The 14,860-nt window shown below is 50.1% G+C and carries 11 protein-coding genes; 10 read left to right on the forward strand and 1 reads right to left on the reverse strand.

The window, feature by feature from the left end:
- Nucleotides 1-49 precede the first annotated feature (49 nt).
- The 5 genes from BLW29_RS09570 to BLW29_RS09590 all read left to right on the forward strand — a co-directional run bounded on the left by BLW29_RS09570 (nucleotide 50) and on the right by BLW29_RS09590 (nucleotide 4,489).
- Nucleotides 50-370, forward strand: a complete 321-nt coding sequence (locus tag BLW29_RS09570; protein ID WP_090978661.1) for a PadR family transcriptional regulator — start codon at nucleotides 50-52, stop codon at nucleotides 368-370.
- On the forward strand, nucleotides 367-924 hold the full coding sequence (locus BLW29_RS09575; RefSeq protein WP_090978663.1) for an HAAS signaling domain-containing protein: 558 nt from the start codon (nucleotides 367-369) through the stop codon (nucleotides 922-924). Before BLW29_RS09570 ends, BLW29_RS09575 begins: the two co-directional genes overlap by 4 nt.
- Entirely contained in the window at nucleotides 921-1,874 is a 954-nt protein-coding gene (locus BLW29_RS09580) for a DUF4097 family beta strand repeat-containing protein (RefSeq protein WP_090978665.1), read from the forward strand. Before BLW29_RS09575 ends, BLW29_RS09580 begins: the two co-directional genes overlap by 4 nt.
- Nucleotides 1,875-2,089: 215 nt before the next feature.
- Entirely contained in the window at nucleotides 2,090-2,986 is an 897-nt protein-coding gene (locus BLW29_RS09585; RefSeq protein WP_143044373.1) for a multicopper oxidase family protein, read from the forward strand.
- 54 nt (nucleotides 2,987-3,040) lie between these two features.
- The gene (locus BLW29_RS09590) at nucleotides 3,041-4,489 is read left to right on the forward strand and encodes an HD-GYP domain-containing protein (protein ID WP_090978669.1); all 1,449 of its coding nucleotides are present in this window, start codon (nucleotides 3,041-3,043) and stop codon (nucleotides 4,487-4,489) included.
- 62 nt (nucleotides 4,490-4,551) lie between these two features.
- Here the strand turns inward: BLW29_RS09590 and BLW29_RS09595 are convergent, their stop codons facing one another.
- A complete protein-coding gene (locus BLW29_RS09595; protein ID WP_143044374.1) occupies nucleotides 4,552-5,433 on the reverse strand; it encodes a helix-turn-helix domain-containing protein in 882 nt (293 codons plus the stop codon).
- A 314-nt stretch (nucleotides 5,434-5,747) separates the two neighbouring features.
- Here BLW29_RS09595 and BLW29_RS09600 point away from each other — a divergent pair, with 314 nt between their 5' ends.
- From BLW29_RS09600 to BLW29_RS09625, 5 genes are all read left to right on the forward strand, one after another.
- Nucleotides 5,748-5,987: a hypothetical protein gene (locus BLW29_RS09600; RefSeq protein ID WP_090978672.1), complete on the forward strand. Its 240-nt coding sequence runs from the start codon at nucleotides 5,748-5,750 to the stop codon at nucleotides 5,985-5,987.
- Nucleotides 5,988-6,103: 116 nt separating this feature from the next.
- Nucleotides 6,104-9,979 (forward strand): response regulator, encoded by a 3,876-nt coding sequence (locus BLW29_RS09605; RefSeq protein ID WP_177186560.1) that lies wholly within the window; start codon nucleotides 6,104-6,106, stop codon nucleotides 9,977-9,979.
- Between the two features lie 97 nt (nucleotides 9,980-10,076).
- The gene (locus BLW29_RS09610) at nucleotides 10,077-10,802 is read left to right on the forward strand and encodes a response regulator transcription factor (protein WP_090978674.1); all 726 of its coding nucleotides are present in this window, start codon (nucleotides 10,077-10,079) and stop codon (nucleotides 10,800-10,802) included.
- 289 nt (nucleotides 10,803-11,091) lie between these two features.
- The gene (locus BLW29_RS09615; RefSeq protein ID WP_256208510.1) at nucleotides 11,092-12,450 is read left to right on the forward strand and encodes a putative bifunctional diguanylate cyclase/phosphodiesterase; all 1,359 of its coding nucleotides are present in this window, start codon (nucleotides 11,092-11,094) and stop codon (nucleotides 12,448-12,450) included.
- A gap of 572 nt (nucleotides 12,451-13,022) precedes the next feature.
- Nucleotides 13,023-14,537, forward strand: coding sequence for a sensor histidine kinase (locus BLW29_RS09625; RefSeq protein WP_090978680.1), 1,515 nt, complete (start codon nucleotides 13,023-13,025; stop codon nucleotides 14,535-14,537).
- The last annotated feature ends 323 nt before the right edge of the window (nucleotides 14,538-14,860 follow it).

Consider the following 14,860-nt stretch of genomic DNA (forward strand, 5'->3'; position numbering starts at 1 on the left):
CTATTCTACATTAATGAATACCTAACGATATGGTATAGGAGCGTTGACTATGAATGTACAGTTTAAGAAAGGTGTGCTCGATTTGTGCGTTCTGGCGTTGACCGCTTGGGAGGACCGATATGGATACGAGCTTGCGGTCACCATGTCCGCGAAATTCGAGGTCGCTGTCGGCAGTGTTTATCCGCTGCTTAGCCGCTTGACGCAGGAGGGGTATTTTTCAACCTATCTCAAAGAATCAACGGAAGGACCCCCGCGCAAATATTACAAGCTCACGCCCAAAGGACACACGCATCTCATGGGGCTAATCAGTGAATGGCGGACATTCTCCGTCGCAGTGGATGAATTGATTAAGGAGGGTGTCGAACGATGATTAGAGAGCAGTATTTGGGACAGCTGTGGGAGCTGCTGTCTCCTGTGCCGGAGTCGCTTCGCAGGGAGTGGATGTACGATTATGAAGAGCATTTTCGCATGGCGGCCGAGCATGGTCGATCGGAAGCGGAAGCAGCCCATGAGCTTGGCGATCCGCGTCTGATTGCAAAGGAGCTGATGCTCAATTATCGCGTCGATCAAGCGTCGAATAAGAACGGAAGCATCACACTCGTATCACGAGCTGTACTCGCCGCAGTCAGCTTAGGTTTCTTCAATCTCGTCTTCGTGCTGGGTCCTTACGTCGGACTGCTTGGCGTGCTGGTTGCGATATGGGCGACTGCTATTGCAGTCGGACTCTCCTCCATAATGGCGATCTATGAAGGCGCATTTGGAGGCGGAATTACGCTTCTGCAAGGAACCTTCCTCTCCATGGTGCTCATTGCGCTCGGGATGCTGATAGGTGCAGGCGCGCATTGGTTGACACGAGCTTTTGCCAAGATGACGCTGAGTTATTTGAAATTTAATTCCAGAGTGATAAGGGTGAAAAAAGGATGAGAAATTGGATCGTTGTCGCGTTGATACTGCTCGTTGTCGGTTTGATCGGCGCCTTCGGCACATTCCGCAAAGACGGAGCGCTCTCCCTTGGAACGGAGAAGGTGAACCAGGAGCAATCGGTGGCCGGTGACGGCATTGAAGAGGTTGAGATCGATACAGGCAGCTTGGATATCACCGTCGTTCCGAGCTCGAATAATGAAGTGAAGGCAGAGCTGACAGGCCGCGCCAGCAAGAAGTACCGGGATAAATTAAAACTGGAGCTTCAGAGAGAAGGCAATGTCCTTCGAGTTTCCGTCCATGATGGTGTCGGCTTTACGATTGGCATTAACATTCTTAATCTGGATTTGCGGTTAGAGCTGCCGGAGCAGCAGTATCGGAAGCTGATGTTTGATGGAGGCAGCGGAGATATTGATATGGCGCAGTTGAAAGTGGACCGAATTAATCTGCATACCGGCTCAGGGGATATGACGCTCCAGCAGCTGAACGCGCAATCCATCGAAGCCGAGATCGGCAGCGGGAACATAAGCTTTGCTGATGTTACGGCAACGGATCTTATTGCGGTGAACGCTGGCTCGGGCAATGTTTCTACGGAAGGCCTGAAGGCGAAGAAATTCACGGTTGACGTCGGCAGCGGTGATGTCGAAATAACGGATAGTGCGGCAGAGCTTCAAATTGAAACGAACAGCGGCGATATCGATCTGATTCAGAAAGAACTCGAACAGCCTGCGGAGCTGGAAACCGGCAGCGGCGATGTTTCGATTGAGACAGATGATCAGCCGGCATCCGCACGCATTACGTTTAGTCACGGCTCTGGCAGCCTCGATAATGATTGGGATGGCGGTGAGCAGTCGACGGACAAGGACGATCGCGATGTTCTGCTCTTCGGCAGCGGATCCGTTCCGATGCATATTCATACAGGATCCGGCGATTTATCGGTTGGGCCTAAGTAGAACATGAATAGGGTTCCTATTGCTTATTTAAGCAAGCGGAGCCCTATTTTTATTATGTCTGTAAATTTCCAGCAAATTCTCTGTAAATTGTCTGCGAAACTACAATTTTTTTGTCGAAATACCGATATGCTGAAAGAAGGATAATAGACCTATCAGGAAGAAGTCATATTCTAGCACTTCCCGGCATAAACTTCGTTGTTTATGAATAGGGGGAGATGAGTTTGGTAGAATCGCCGGATTTGCCGCTGCTGCCCTATCGTGTGATTGGTGGGGTAAAATGCTTTGAGTTGTTCGCCGGTGTGGTTCATCAGGAGCTTCTGCCAGGAGTATTTATGCAAGGCTATGGATATAACGGATCGATTCCCGGACCGACCATCGTAGTGGAGCCGGGGGATTTCGTTCAGATTCGAGTCATCAACAACTTGCCGGAGCCGACGAGTGTTCATTGGCATGGACTTGACGTGCCTAATGCGATGGATGGTGTGCCGCCGTTTGAGCCTTCACCTCTTATTCAGCCGGGTTACGGGTTAGATTACCGATTTCAGATCGTGAATCCGCCCGGCACACATATGTATCACAGTCATTATGAATCCATATGTCAGGAAATGATGGGGCTTGGCGGATTGTTCATCATTGCGAATCGGCAGGAGAAGGCAGTCACCAGAGACTTTGCTTATATGCTTCAGGAATTTCATTTGAACGGCCTTCCGAGAGGTGAACTCCACCCGGGGATCTATCAGATTGACCCTCTATCGGATGGATTTAATTTCTTTACCATGAATGGGCGCTGCTTTCCGAATACGTCGCCGCTTCATGTGCGGGTGAGGGACCGCGTTCGAATCCGGCTCGCTAATTTGGGGATGCAAGGGCATCCCATGCATCTGCATGGCGTGCAGATGCTGGAAACCGCTTATGACGGTAATGAGGTACCGCCTTGGAACCGACTTCGGAAGAATACCGTATTCGTGGCGCCAGGTGAGACGCGCGATATTCAATTCGACGCATGGAACCCGGGCCGCTGGCCGTTTCATTGCCATATCCCGCATCATACCTCGAATAATTTCACGCTGCCCGCCGGCGGAATGTTTACGACCATTCAAGTCGGCGACTGAATATTGCGTTTGCGTTACTTGGAGAGGCAGAACTATGAGAAGGAGCTTAAACCCATGCAGATGAAAGAAAAATCCGCCATCGGACCGATTCTGAGCGTCTTCCTGCCGATTTTATTGTTTGAAGGGCTGCGCTCCTTGAAGACACTCGATATTTCTGTAGAAGCGCCGGAGCGGCATTTTCAAATTGTAACGCTTGTGGCTGCGCTGGCAATTGTGGCTGCCATCGCTGTTGGTATTGCCGGACATCGTCTGCGGAATATTAAGGTTGGATTCATGTCGCTTGCGTATGTTTCACTAGCCGGCATGTTCGTGCTGCATGGACTGACTACGCCGGGATTCATCATTCATGCCGGGCATTTGCCGAGTGTATTAGCGCAGCTTAGCGTAATGATTACCTCCGTGTGGCTGTTCTTATCTTCCCTATCGACCGATCGATTCATCATTAGGCAGCTCTCCAAAATGCGAACGTGGCTCATTCCCATATGGCTGATACTGCTTGGCATCGTGTTCTTGCTTGCTCTGCAGCAGCCGCATCTCATCGACAATATTCCGCTTAATTTAGATCCCTACAAGTGGATCGCCGCGTCGATCACCTGTATAACCTGTGTATGGACGATGTATCGGTATTGGCAATCGTACCGAAGTGCCGGCTTCCCGCTGCAACGCGCCATCGTCTATAGTGTCGGACTTATTATCGCAGCACAATATATTATCGTTATGGGCACGTCTTGGAAATTAAGCTGGTGGCTCTATCACGTATTGCTATTGTTCTCTATGGTGATCATGTTAGTGGGGCTGCTCCGGCAGTATTTCTCGCAAGGGTCCTTCAGCAATTCGCTGAAAGTATTGTTTCAATCCGATCCGCGTGCATGGCTGGAAGCCTGCAAGACGCCAAGCGTTCAGGCTCTTATCATGGCAACGGAGGCGCGCGACGCCTATACAGCCGGCCATAACAATCGCGTAGCGCTGTATGCGCTTCGGCTTGGCGAGGAGATGGAGCTGAATAAGCATCAGCTGCGCGCTATTGCGCAGGGGGGCGTTGTGCACGACGTTGGGAAGCTGAGAGTGCCGGATGCGATCTTGAACAAGGCAGGGAAGCTGGCGCCGGAAGAACGGCTGGTCATCGAACGTCATCCGGTTTCCGGCTATGATATGTGCAAGAGGCTGGGGTTCCTGAAGGACGAGCTGTCGGTGATCCGTTCCCACCATGAGAAATGGGATGGAACCGGGTATCCGGATCGGCTGAGCGGCGAGAGTATTCCGCTGCTGGCTCGGATAACGGCGATCGCGGACGTCTACGATGCGCTGACCTCTTCACGCTCTTACCGTCAGGCTATGACGCACGAGGAAGCGATGGATATAATCATTCAAGGCAGCGGAGCTCACTTTGATCCTGCCTGTGTCAAAGCATGGCGCCGTTTGGCTGCTGCGGATGCGGAATTTTTCGAAGAGATCGCGGCGAACAGTCGCAGTCTGAAGCTCGTACATAAAGCAGCACAATAATAACAAGCGGAGATCCTTGGGATCTCCGCTTTTGTGTGATTATAAGTAGAAAAGCACCTTGATTAAGGCCAAATATCTTGAGGCGTCACGTTCAGCTTGGATGCAATGAGCATCGCGGTTTGCCGCTGCGGCTTGCCGATCTTGCCATTGCGAAGCTTCGAAATTGTCTGCAGCGAAATACCGGTTTCAATGGATAGCTGCTGAGCTGACATATAACTGCGCGCCATCAGCACTTTTAACGTAACCGACGGGTCGACGGCCTCCGAAATCGTCTGGACATCGGTCACAACAAAACCGAAGTGCTTCAGTACACCATCGCCGCTGTAGAAGGGACGGAAGGTGATGTGCAGCTCCAACTGAGCGGTGTTGGCGGCCAGCTTGGTTTGTACGACGATGCGGTCCATTCGATTGTGAAGTGTCGCTTGCTCTAGTGCGTAGATAAGGCGTTCGCGATCATGGTTATTGAAGAATTCATGCAAAGATTCTTGTTCGATGCGGAAGAGGCGGCCATACAGCGGCGCAGAATCATGTTGATAATAGCGCTCTATGACATAACGATCGTTTAATATGCCAGAGAACATCACTTTCTTCGAGCTGCACATCGTGTCGATCCAGGTCTTAGCAGTAATATCTTCGGCTGTGAGCAGATAGGCTGGCTCTTCCGTATCCTTCACGGCTTCCCAGGTGAGGAGCAGTCGCTGCGGCTCATCGGGTTTCGGCCTGTCTAACAGCACAGTCTCAGAACTAATGGACGTGAGCAGATTGTTATTGTTCCAGGCGGAGAACAGTCTGCTTGGCGGCAAGCCCGCCAGTTCTGCTTCAGAGCAGCCCACAAGATTGGAGAAGGCCTTGTTTGCGCTGTTAAACCGTATGTCGTCACCCCGTCCTACAACAACAGCTAATGGCGTTCGTATGGTATGAAATATAGCGGTCAATAGTGTCACTTTGGCTATCCCTCGCAATCGGCTTTGGCTGTTGTGTGCATATACAATCTACCTAAATGTAAACACAATCCATTCGTCGTTTATAGAACAGTATAAGAGCGCAAAACTGAATTATCAACTGATTATTTATAAGTATTTATGATTATTTATGAATATTTTTATTATTCGGTCTTCCTAATATCATGCAAGAGGTTCGTGAAATTCTACAAATACCAGCAAAATTGCGAGATTGTTAACTTTCCAAATGAAGCATTTTCACTCATAATAATACATAGAGCTACATCATTGTATTTACATCGAGAGGGCGAATTTGTATGCGAAATTGTACCATTCATGAATGTGACAAACCGGTGAAGGCGAAGAACATGTGCTCCATGCATCATCAGCGTTGGCGCAGACACGGAGATCCGGTCGTGACCAAGGTCCGTCAATCGGCAGAACCAACGCTGTGCAAGTGGGTGAACTGCCAGAAATCGTCAATCAGTAAAGGGTATTGCTCCAAACATTACTACATTCATCGCATGCAAGTTGTGCAAACGCAATTAAATTCCTAGGGAGATACCGAACGTAAGGCTCCATCATGATCTATGAAGCTATTTCCTCTAAAGGTATAATAGGGGAATTACGACCATTGTTCCTTACTGGAGGGCTTAGATTGGGAAGTTTCTCATTGCGAACCAAAGTTCTTGTCCTTATCCTCGTTGTGACCTCAGGAGCGCTGACCATTGTCGGCTATGGCAATTACTCAGCAGCCCAGCAGACCATTATGGAAGCGCTAATCGAGAAGGCGAATACGAAGGTTCAAAATACAGCAAGCAATTTGTCATCATGGATCGATACCCGCCGAGCAGAGGTAGAAGTGATGAGCCGAACCGATCAAGTCCGTTTCGGTGCGGATTTTGAGCGGGAAGCTTACTTCTGGAATGAGACGCGCAGAACGGGTTCGCCGTTTGAGACGATTGGTTATGCCGATCCAAGCGGCAAAGTGCTGCTCAGTGACGGAAGAATCATCGAATTAGCCAATGATCCCTCCTTTCCCATAGCCATGAGCGGTCGGGTCGTCGTGACCGATCCGATGACAAACGGCAGCACGAAGAGCAAAGTTATTGTGATCCAAGTTCCGGTATACGGCACGACGAACGAGGTCATCGGCATTATCTACGCCTCCTTGCTCGCCGAGCGTATGTACAGTGAACATTTGAATATTCGGGTGGGAATAACCGATAGATTATTCATGTACAACGATAATGCAGAAATCATCGAAGCGCCTAAGGATAGCGGGCTGCTTGACTTGTCCTCGAAATCGATACTGTCCGAAGAGCTGCCCTTCCATCCGGCTGCGCTGGATATGCTCGTTAATGATAAGGGTTATTTTGAGTTGGATGGGCAATCCGATCCCTCCATCTTGTTCTTCTCCGCTGTAAAAGGTACGTCCTGGCATATTGGATTAAACGTATCCCTATCCGAAATTAGACAGCCGCTGGAAGCGATTAAGTGGCGTTCTGTTCTCTCTATTGTTATTGCGGAGGCTATGCTGACGATTCTGTTCTTCTTGTTCTCCGACCATATCATCAGACGGATTAAACGCGTAATCAATGTAACGGAAGCGGCTGCTGCTGGTCGATTTGACGTGAATAACGTGCTGGATGACAGCGGGGACGAGATCTCGCAGCTGTCGCATTCGGTCAATGAAATGAAGGTGCAGCTGAGTGGCATGTTCGGACGCATGGATGCGATGATCAACCAGAATCAATTTGCCTTCATCGTGCTGGACGATCAATATCGCGTGACATACTTCAGTAAGGCGGCAGAGCTGATGCTAGGGTACAAGGCAGAAGAGGTCATCAATAAAGCAACAGGGCTGTTGTTTATTGATCCGGCGGATATTCAGCGAGAGTCTGAGCGGCTTTCTATACGTCATGGCTATCCGGTTCCTGCTGATCTTACGGTATTCGAAATGCTTCGATCGGAACGATTCTCCTATGAACGGGAGTGGAACTATCTTCGTAAGGACGGAACGAGCTTCCCGGTTGCACACAGCTCGAATGGGATGAGGGACCGAGAAGGCCGGTTTATCGGTGTAGCTGCGATTGCCCGTGATATTACGATGCAGAAACAAGCAGAGAAGGCGCGCAACAGACAGTTCAAGGTTATGGGGGCTGCGAAAGACCTTATCGCGATGTTCGATGATCAAGGTCGTCTGCTCTACATTAATGCGGCGGGTAGAGCGCTTCTTGGCATACATAAATCCTATAATGACAATGATGAAATGCCGATGCGCACCATCGGGGAACTGCTGCAAGGAATCGAGGATGCCCAAGCTTACGGCTACCAAGAGGACGAGGTGCTGCTGCGGACGGTACAAGGGGAGTTTATTCCGGTTTCCAAGATTCTTGTCGTTCACCGTGACGATGAGACGGGCGAAACGTTCTATTCCTGTATTGCCCGTGATATCTCGGAGCATAAACGGGTGCAGTTCGAGCTGGAACATGCCAAGCGCGAGGCGGAAAGCGCCAACTTGGCCAAGAGCCACTTCTTGGCTCAAATCAGCCATGAGATCAGAACGCCTCTGGCCGGTATTATCGGTCTAACGGGGCTGATGCAGAAGACGGAGCTGACTATGCTGCAGCTGGATTATCTCCATAAGACACGAGATTCCTCCGAAGCGCTGCTCTCGATTATTAACGATATATTGGACTTTGCTAAAGTAGAGGCCGGCAAAATCGAGCTGAACGAAATGCCTTTTGACCCTTACGGTATGATCCACAAGCTGACCGAGCTGCTTAGCATGTTTGTAGGCGGCAAGGAACGATTCCAATTTATCATTGATACACCGAATGATTTGCCGGAGCAATTAATCGGTGATTGGCTGCGAATTGAGCAGGTACTGCTGAATTTATGCGTAAATGCGATTAAGTTTACGGAGCACGGCCATGTCAAGCTGAAAGTCCAATTGCAATCGCGAGGACATTTAGAGAAGAATGTGCGGCTTGCTTTCCTTGTGGAGGACACCGGAATCGGCATGACGGAAGAGCAGCTTTCCAAGCTGTTTAAGCCGTTTGTTCAAGCGGATGCTGCCACGAATCGCAAATACGGCGGAACAGGCCTTGGCTTGGTCATTGTGAAGCGTTTAGTTGAACTGATGGGCGGCACCATTCAAGTGAAGAGCGAGATCGGCAAAGGCAGCCAGTTTACCTTTACGATTGAGCTACCTGTAGCGGAGGAACGGCAGCAGGGCCGATTCCTACTGGGACAAGGCGAAGAGTATTCCGTCTGGGTTGTCGAGGATTACGAGCTGCTCAGCCAGCGGCTTTGCATCGGACTCGAAGATAGCGGATTGACGCCAATAGTGATTTCGTCATGGAAAACAGCCCAGGAGAGGCTGCTTCGGTCGGGTATAGGTGTACGACCATTCGCGCTGCTGCTTGACTTTGAAATGTCCGATATGTACGGGGAAGAGACTTGGCATGACATGCATGAAACGGCGAGGGATGCCGGGGTTAAAACGATTGCGCTGACCACAGCCTATGGACGCGAGGAGCTGCTGAAGCTACCGGAGGAGAAACGTCCGGATTCGATTCTGGTGAAGCCGGCTACTCGGGTCAGTCTCTATCAATCGATATTGACGTTGTGTGAGCGTACGGAGCAGGTTGTGACGGAGGCTAATGCCGAAGTGGCTGCTGCCGCAATAGAGAAGCCGAAGCGGCCAAACGGCGCTATTCTGCTTGCTGAGGATAACGATATCAATCAGCTGGTTGCTGTGGAACAGCTGCGCGAATGGGGCTTTACCGTGGATGTGGCGGAGACGGGCACCGAAGTGCTTCGGAAACTAAACACAAGACGTTATGATCTTATTCTTATGGACATTCATATGCCGGAGATGGACGGCGATGAGGCGGCGCGAATTATTCGTCTCGACTCGAAGTATGATCGACTGCCAATCGTGGCGCTGACAGCGAATATTATGCAGGAGGACCATGATCGGTATATGCAGCTGGGCATGAATGATGTGCTGACGAAGCCGATTCCTCCTCATGAACTGCTGCAAATCATATCGAAGTGGATTCGGTACGGAGGGGAACTGCGCGTCGAGCCGGTCAAGACGAAGTCGAGAGAACGTGATGCCGTAGGCGCTGTCTATGTGCCTGTTCAATCCTTGGATGACGAATGGCTGCACAAGGGGATACCGGGCTTGCAACTGGAAGAGGCGCTGCAGCGAGTGAATGGGAAGCGGGATATTTTGAACCATATGTTAAAGCTGTTTGTGAAGGATTACCTGAGTTTCGATGAGCGGCTGCATGAAGCGCTGACAACCGGGGATTTTACACTGGCTCGCCGGATGGCACATACGCTCAAGGGAGTTGCGGGTAATTTGTCGGCAGTCAAGCTGGCCAGAGCCGCGCAGGATCTTGAGCAGCTGCTGAAGGTGTCGGAAGAATGGCTGGATATTGACGCGGTGTATATAGCCGCAGCGGAAGTGAATGAGGTTCTGAAAGAGCTTGTCTTTCATTTGTCAGAGTTGACAGAATTCGACAATAAAACCTAACGAATTTCTAACAATCTATTGTTGGGTTGATCTTCCTATTGTATATTAGTAGTAAGAATATTAGTCGATTCATGAATCCCTTCATGAGGTGAGAAACATGTACAAAATACTGGTTATCGAAGATGATGTGATGATGAGCGATATGCTGTCCATGTACATGTCTGAAGAGGGCTATGAAATTAAACAGGCTGCTACCGGCGGGGACGGATTGAAGCTGGTGGAACAGTTCGAACCTGATGTCGTTCTACTCGATCTCATGCTGCCCGACTGGGATGGTACAGAGCTGTGCCTCCAAATACGCCAGCACTCCTCGGTTCCCATTATGATTGTTTCTATGAAGTCTGAAGTATCTGAGCGTGTCCAGGCACTGCGTGCGGGCGCTGACGATTACTTATGCAAACCCTTCTCCATGCACGAGCTGAGTGCCCGTGTAGAAGCGCTTATTCGCAGAGCGAAACTGATGCAATCGTCAGTCGCTGAAGGTGCCCTTCAAGCAGAGAACGACAACGAGAAAGCAGAGACGACAATCAGGCTGGATTCGGAGCGGCGATTATTGCTTGTGCGCGGTACGCTTGTCGAAACGACCTTCTCCGAGTTTGAACTGATGAAGCTGTTTCTTACACATCCCGGTAAAGTATTCAGCCGAGAAGACTTAATTAATGCGATTCGAGGGTTTGACTCCTTTGTTACGGATCGAGCAATCGATGTACATATCGTGAATCTACGACGCAAACTAGAGAAGAACCCGAAGGAGCCGCACTATATCCGCACCGTCTGGGGAGTCGGGTATAAGTACATTACTGAGGTGGAATCGGTATATTGATCATGCAGGAGGCAAGCGAGATAGTATCGTGCTGCCCTGCATGCAAAGTGATCAAGAACAGCGCTTCATTGAAGCGCTGTTTTTTTATGGAACAAACCATTAAATGACAGAAATTACAGAACTCTGTGCCGGGGCACGAAACTCATGCGGCAGAGAGCTTTTTTACGCATATTTTTAGCTAAAATTAATGCAAGAACCTTACGCACCTACTTTATTCCTACTGCTTTTATGTGATATTTTACCTAGTATAGCTATGCTAGGGTTAGGTCGAAAGGATCGGTGATTGGTGATGGAAGTCAGGGATCCATTCTCTCAGCGGGCTGCTTCGCAGCGTCGTGGGAATGCGCCTGCTGATCAGGTATATGATTCACTAACAGGCTTGCCGGGGCGGAAGGCTGCATTTGCGATGCTTGCAAGAGCGGTTTCCTTGGCAAGAAGCTGCAATAGAGGCGTGCTTACAGCGCTAGTAGATATGGATCGCTTTTATCTCATCAATGAAACCAGAGGAACTGCATTCGGCGACGAGGCACTTCGTCAGATGGCCAATCGACTGTGCGAGCTTACGCATTGGTCAGGTTCGGTGTTCCGGCTAAGCGGCAATACATTTCTCTTATTCCGACTCGTCAAGATGGACGATGCGCCTCTAGAATCGGACAAGCTCATCGAGGAGCTGAAGAAGACTGCAGAGGATTGGCTTGAGGTCCGCGGACAGGATCTGCAGCCATTATGCAGTATCGGTGTAAGCAGCTATCCTGCGGACGGTGAGACGGCAGAGAGGATCGTTCGTCATGCCGAAACTGCACTTCAGCAAGCGAAGGCAGCAGGCGGTAACCAGGTGGTTGTATATGCGGAAGACGATTCTGCGCAGATTCTTCGGACAGAAGCGATCAGAATCGCGCTGCGCACCGTACTGCAGAGCGAGGAGCTGTCGCTCTATTATCAACCTCTATACGAGGTGAATGGGCGGTTGAGAGGGTTTGAGGCGCTTCTGCGCTGGCAGCATCCGCAGCTCGGCTTACTCTTGCCTGAGGAATTTGTTCCGCTTGCTGAGCTAAGCGGTCAAATTGTAGAAATCGGCGAGTGGGTCATCCGTGAAGCTTGCGGGATGCTGAACAGGACCGGCGCCAGAGGGCTGGCGAACATGATCGTTTCTGTTAATCTATCGCCGAACCAGCTTGTTCTGCCGGAGTTTGTCCAATCGTTGCAGCGCATATTGGAAGAAACGGCGACGCCGGCAGAAGGCTTGGAAATCGAAATTACCGAGAGAAGCATGATCGATTGTGGTGAGAAGGCGTGCGCGGTTCTGATGCAGCTGAGAGAATTAGGCATTCGCATTTCACTTGATGACTTCGGCAGCGGTTATGCGTCATTGACCTATTTAAGGATTCTTCCGCTCCATACGCTGAAGCTGGAAACCTCGTATATTAGGCATATTTGCGACCAGCAAGCGGATAGTGCGATTGTGAAGGCATTAATCGCACTTATGCATGAACTTGGTCTTGAGGTGGTCGCAGAAGGCGTAGAGTACGAAGGACAGCTGGAGCTGTTGAAGCAATGGGGCTGCGACTTCTATCAAGGGTACCTGCTCGGCATGCCGATGCAAGAACAAGCCATCGGTACACATCTCCTTCAACTGCATTCCGTGTAATCCATTAAAAAGGCAGTCTGCACGAGCGCACATTCGACTCATCGAATGTACGCCAACATGCGGACTGCCTATTTCGTTTACGTGTATGCAAGGCGGAGAGGACGTCCGTTAACACACTTCCAGATATAGCTTTGTACCGTCACTGTATTGTAAAATAGCGACGTCACGAATCATTTCAACCGACTTAATACGTTTCCACTTCTTACGGAAATCAAAGTTAAATTCCATTTCCAACAATTTATTGTGCAGGAGCTCCATGTAGGATAGTTGCTCGGATGGGTAGTGTACCGGTACGGAACGGTTTTTGAAGGTAATGACCTTTGTCATTTGGAATGCGCCTCCGTTTACTTTAATAACGACATTGTATACAAAATCTTTTAGTCACTTATAAAATCGCAATGAGGCTTTTGTTTGATTTGCTTAACCTTTTCTAACAAATTACAACAAATTTCGGCAATCCGAACAGGGAGTAATGGTATTATTTGCGAAGAGGTACAATATTAATCCACTCGTGTGTCATTCCACCAAATATAGGGTAATAACCAACAATCGGAAGGCAGGGGGATCACGTTTTGACTAATGCAAAAGCATTGTTCGCCAATATCAGTTTGCTCATCGCTCTTGCTTATTTGTTTGATTTGGGGTACAGGTACCTTTTTCAATATGCGTCGAATCGTGTCAAATACGGTCTGACGATAGCGATGTTCATAGTCGGCGGTTGGTGTGCGATGGCATTCGGGCCGCGGATGGGCGATTTGCACCTGCTCGATCTGCGCATAGCGCCGCTAATTATTGCTGTACTTGTCTTTCCATCTCCTTACGTCATCGCTCTGATCGGCGTGGGAATCGGTTTCGGCCGGCTATTTCTCGACTTCGATGAAGCGGCCGTAGCAGGATTCTTGAATATGGTTATCGTGGGTCTTGTCAGTGCTTGGCTGAGCAATTGGCTGAAATGGAAGCCGTGGCGATTCATCTGGAAAAGTACAGCCACCTTACTTGTAGTAAATGTCGTGTATGCCTTAATTGTGACCCTGACCTTGCTCCATCTGGATCTCATGAATGTGCGTTCGTATTGGCTGGAGTTTGGCATCTACGCGCTGCCGCTGCGGCTCTTGTTATGTGCGCTGTTGATCTTTATTATTCGTGATTTCCAGAAGGAGCAGCAGCGCGTTGACGAGCTGCGTACCATGAATATGCTGCTGCGCAGGCAGACACGCGAGCTGCGGGAGGCTAAGCGTGATGTGGAAGAAAAGGCTCGCGAGCTGATGCTGGCGAGTAAATACAAATCCGAGTTTCTCGCGAACATGTCGCATGAGTTGAAGACGCCGCTGAACAGTATTATTCTGCTGTCTCAGTTAATGCAGGAAGAGGATACGGATCGGTATAGTGCGGAGGATGTCCGATATGCGGAGCTGATTAACGGAGCAGGAAACGATCTGCTGCAGCTGATCAATGACATTCTCGATCTCTCCAAGGTGGAAGCCGGTAAGATGGACGTCAACATCGAGCCGCTGTCGATCGAGGAGCTTGTTCAGACGCTGCATCAGCAGTTTCTCCCTGTCGCAGGACAGAAGAAGCTGCTCTTCGAAACCGAAATTTCGCCGGCTGTACCGGAGGCTATGCAATCCGATGCGCTGCGGGTCAATCAGATCTTGAGAAACTTGCTGGTTAATGCCTTCAAATTTACGGAATCGGGTTCTGTTAAGCTCGTAGTCAAAGTTGAGGGAGGCATGCCGATCGAGCCGTCAGCGCTGAAGAAACGGACGCTTCGGAACTGGAATCCGGTGTCGTGGGGCCGCCCCGCCGTGCGAGTGGTGTCGCCGCAGCGAATTTCATTCTCCATCATCGATTCCGGCATCGGCATCGAAGCGGAGAAACAACAGCTGATCTTCGAGGCGTTCCAGCAGGAGGACGGCTCCATTAACCGCAACTATGGCGGGACGGGGCTTGGCCTGTCGATCAGCCTGCAATTGGCCCGGCTGCTCGGCGGCACGCTGTCGCTCGAGAGTCGCAAAGGCGAAGGCAGCAAGTTCACGCTGCGGCTGCCGGTCGCGCCGTTTGGCGTGCCGACGGTGGCTCAGGAGTAGGAGCTGCGTTGCGGGGATGCGAAAGAATGGGGTTGTCTCCAGCTCAAATGTACTCATAGCTCGCAGCATTACTTGCTTCTGTGCAGCTAACGGATCGTACAGGTCTTATTTAGCCGGATTTCGCGGTTCTGAGATTCTAACGGATCGTAGGGGCCTTATTTCGAGGAAATTAGCTTCAAATTACATGCAAACAGCCAAATAAGACCTCCACGGTTCGTTAGAATATTTCAGGAGCTATTTTGAGGCAAATAAGCCCTCTACGGTTCGTTAGAGTTTTCTGCGGTAAGTTAACGACCCGTAGAGGCGTTATTTCAGGGGAATTG

The organism is Paenibacillus sp. CF384, assembly GCF_900106745.1.
GTDB lineage: Bacteria > Bacillota > Bacilli > Paenibacillales > Paenibacillaceae > Paenibacillus_Z.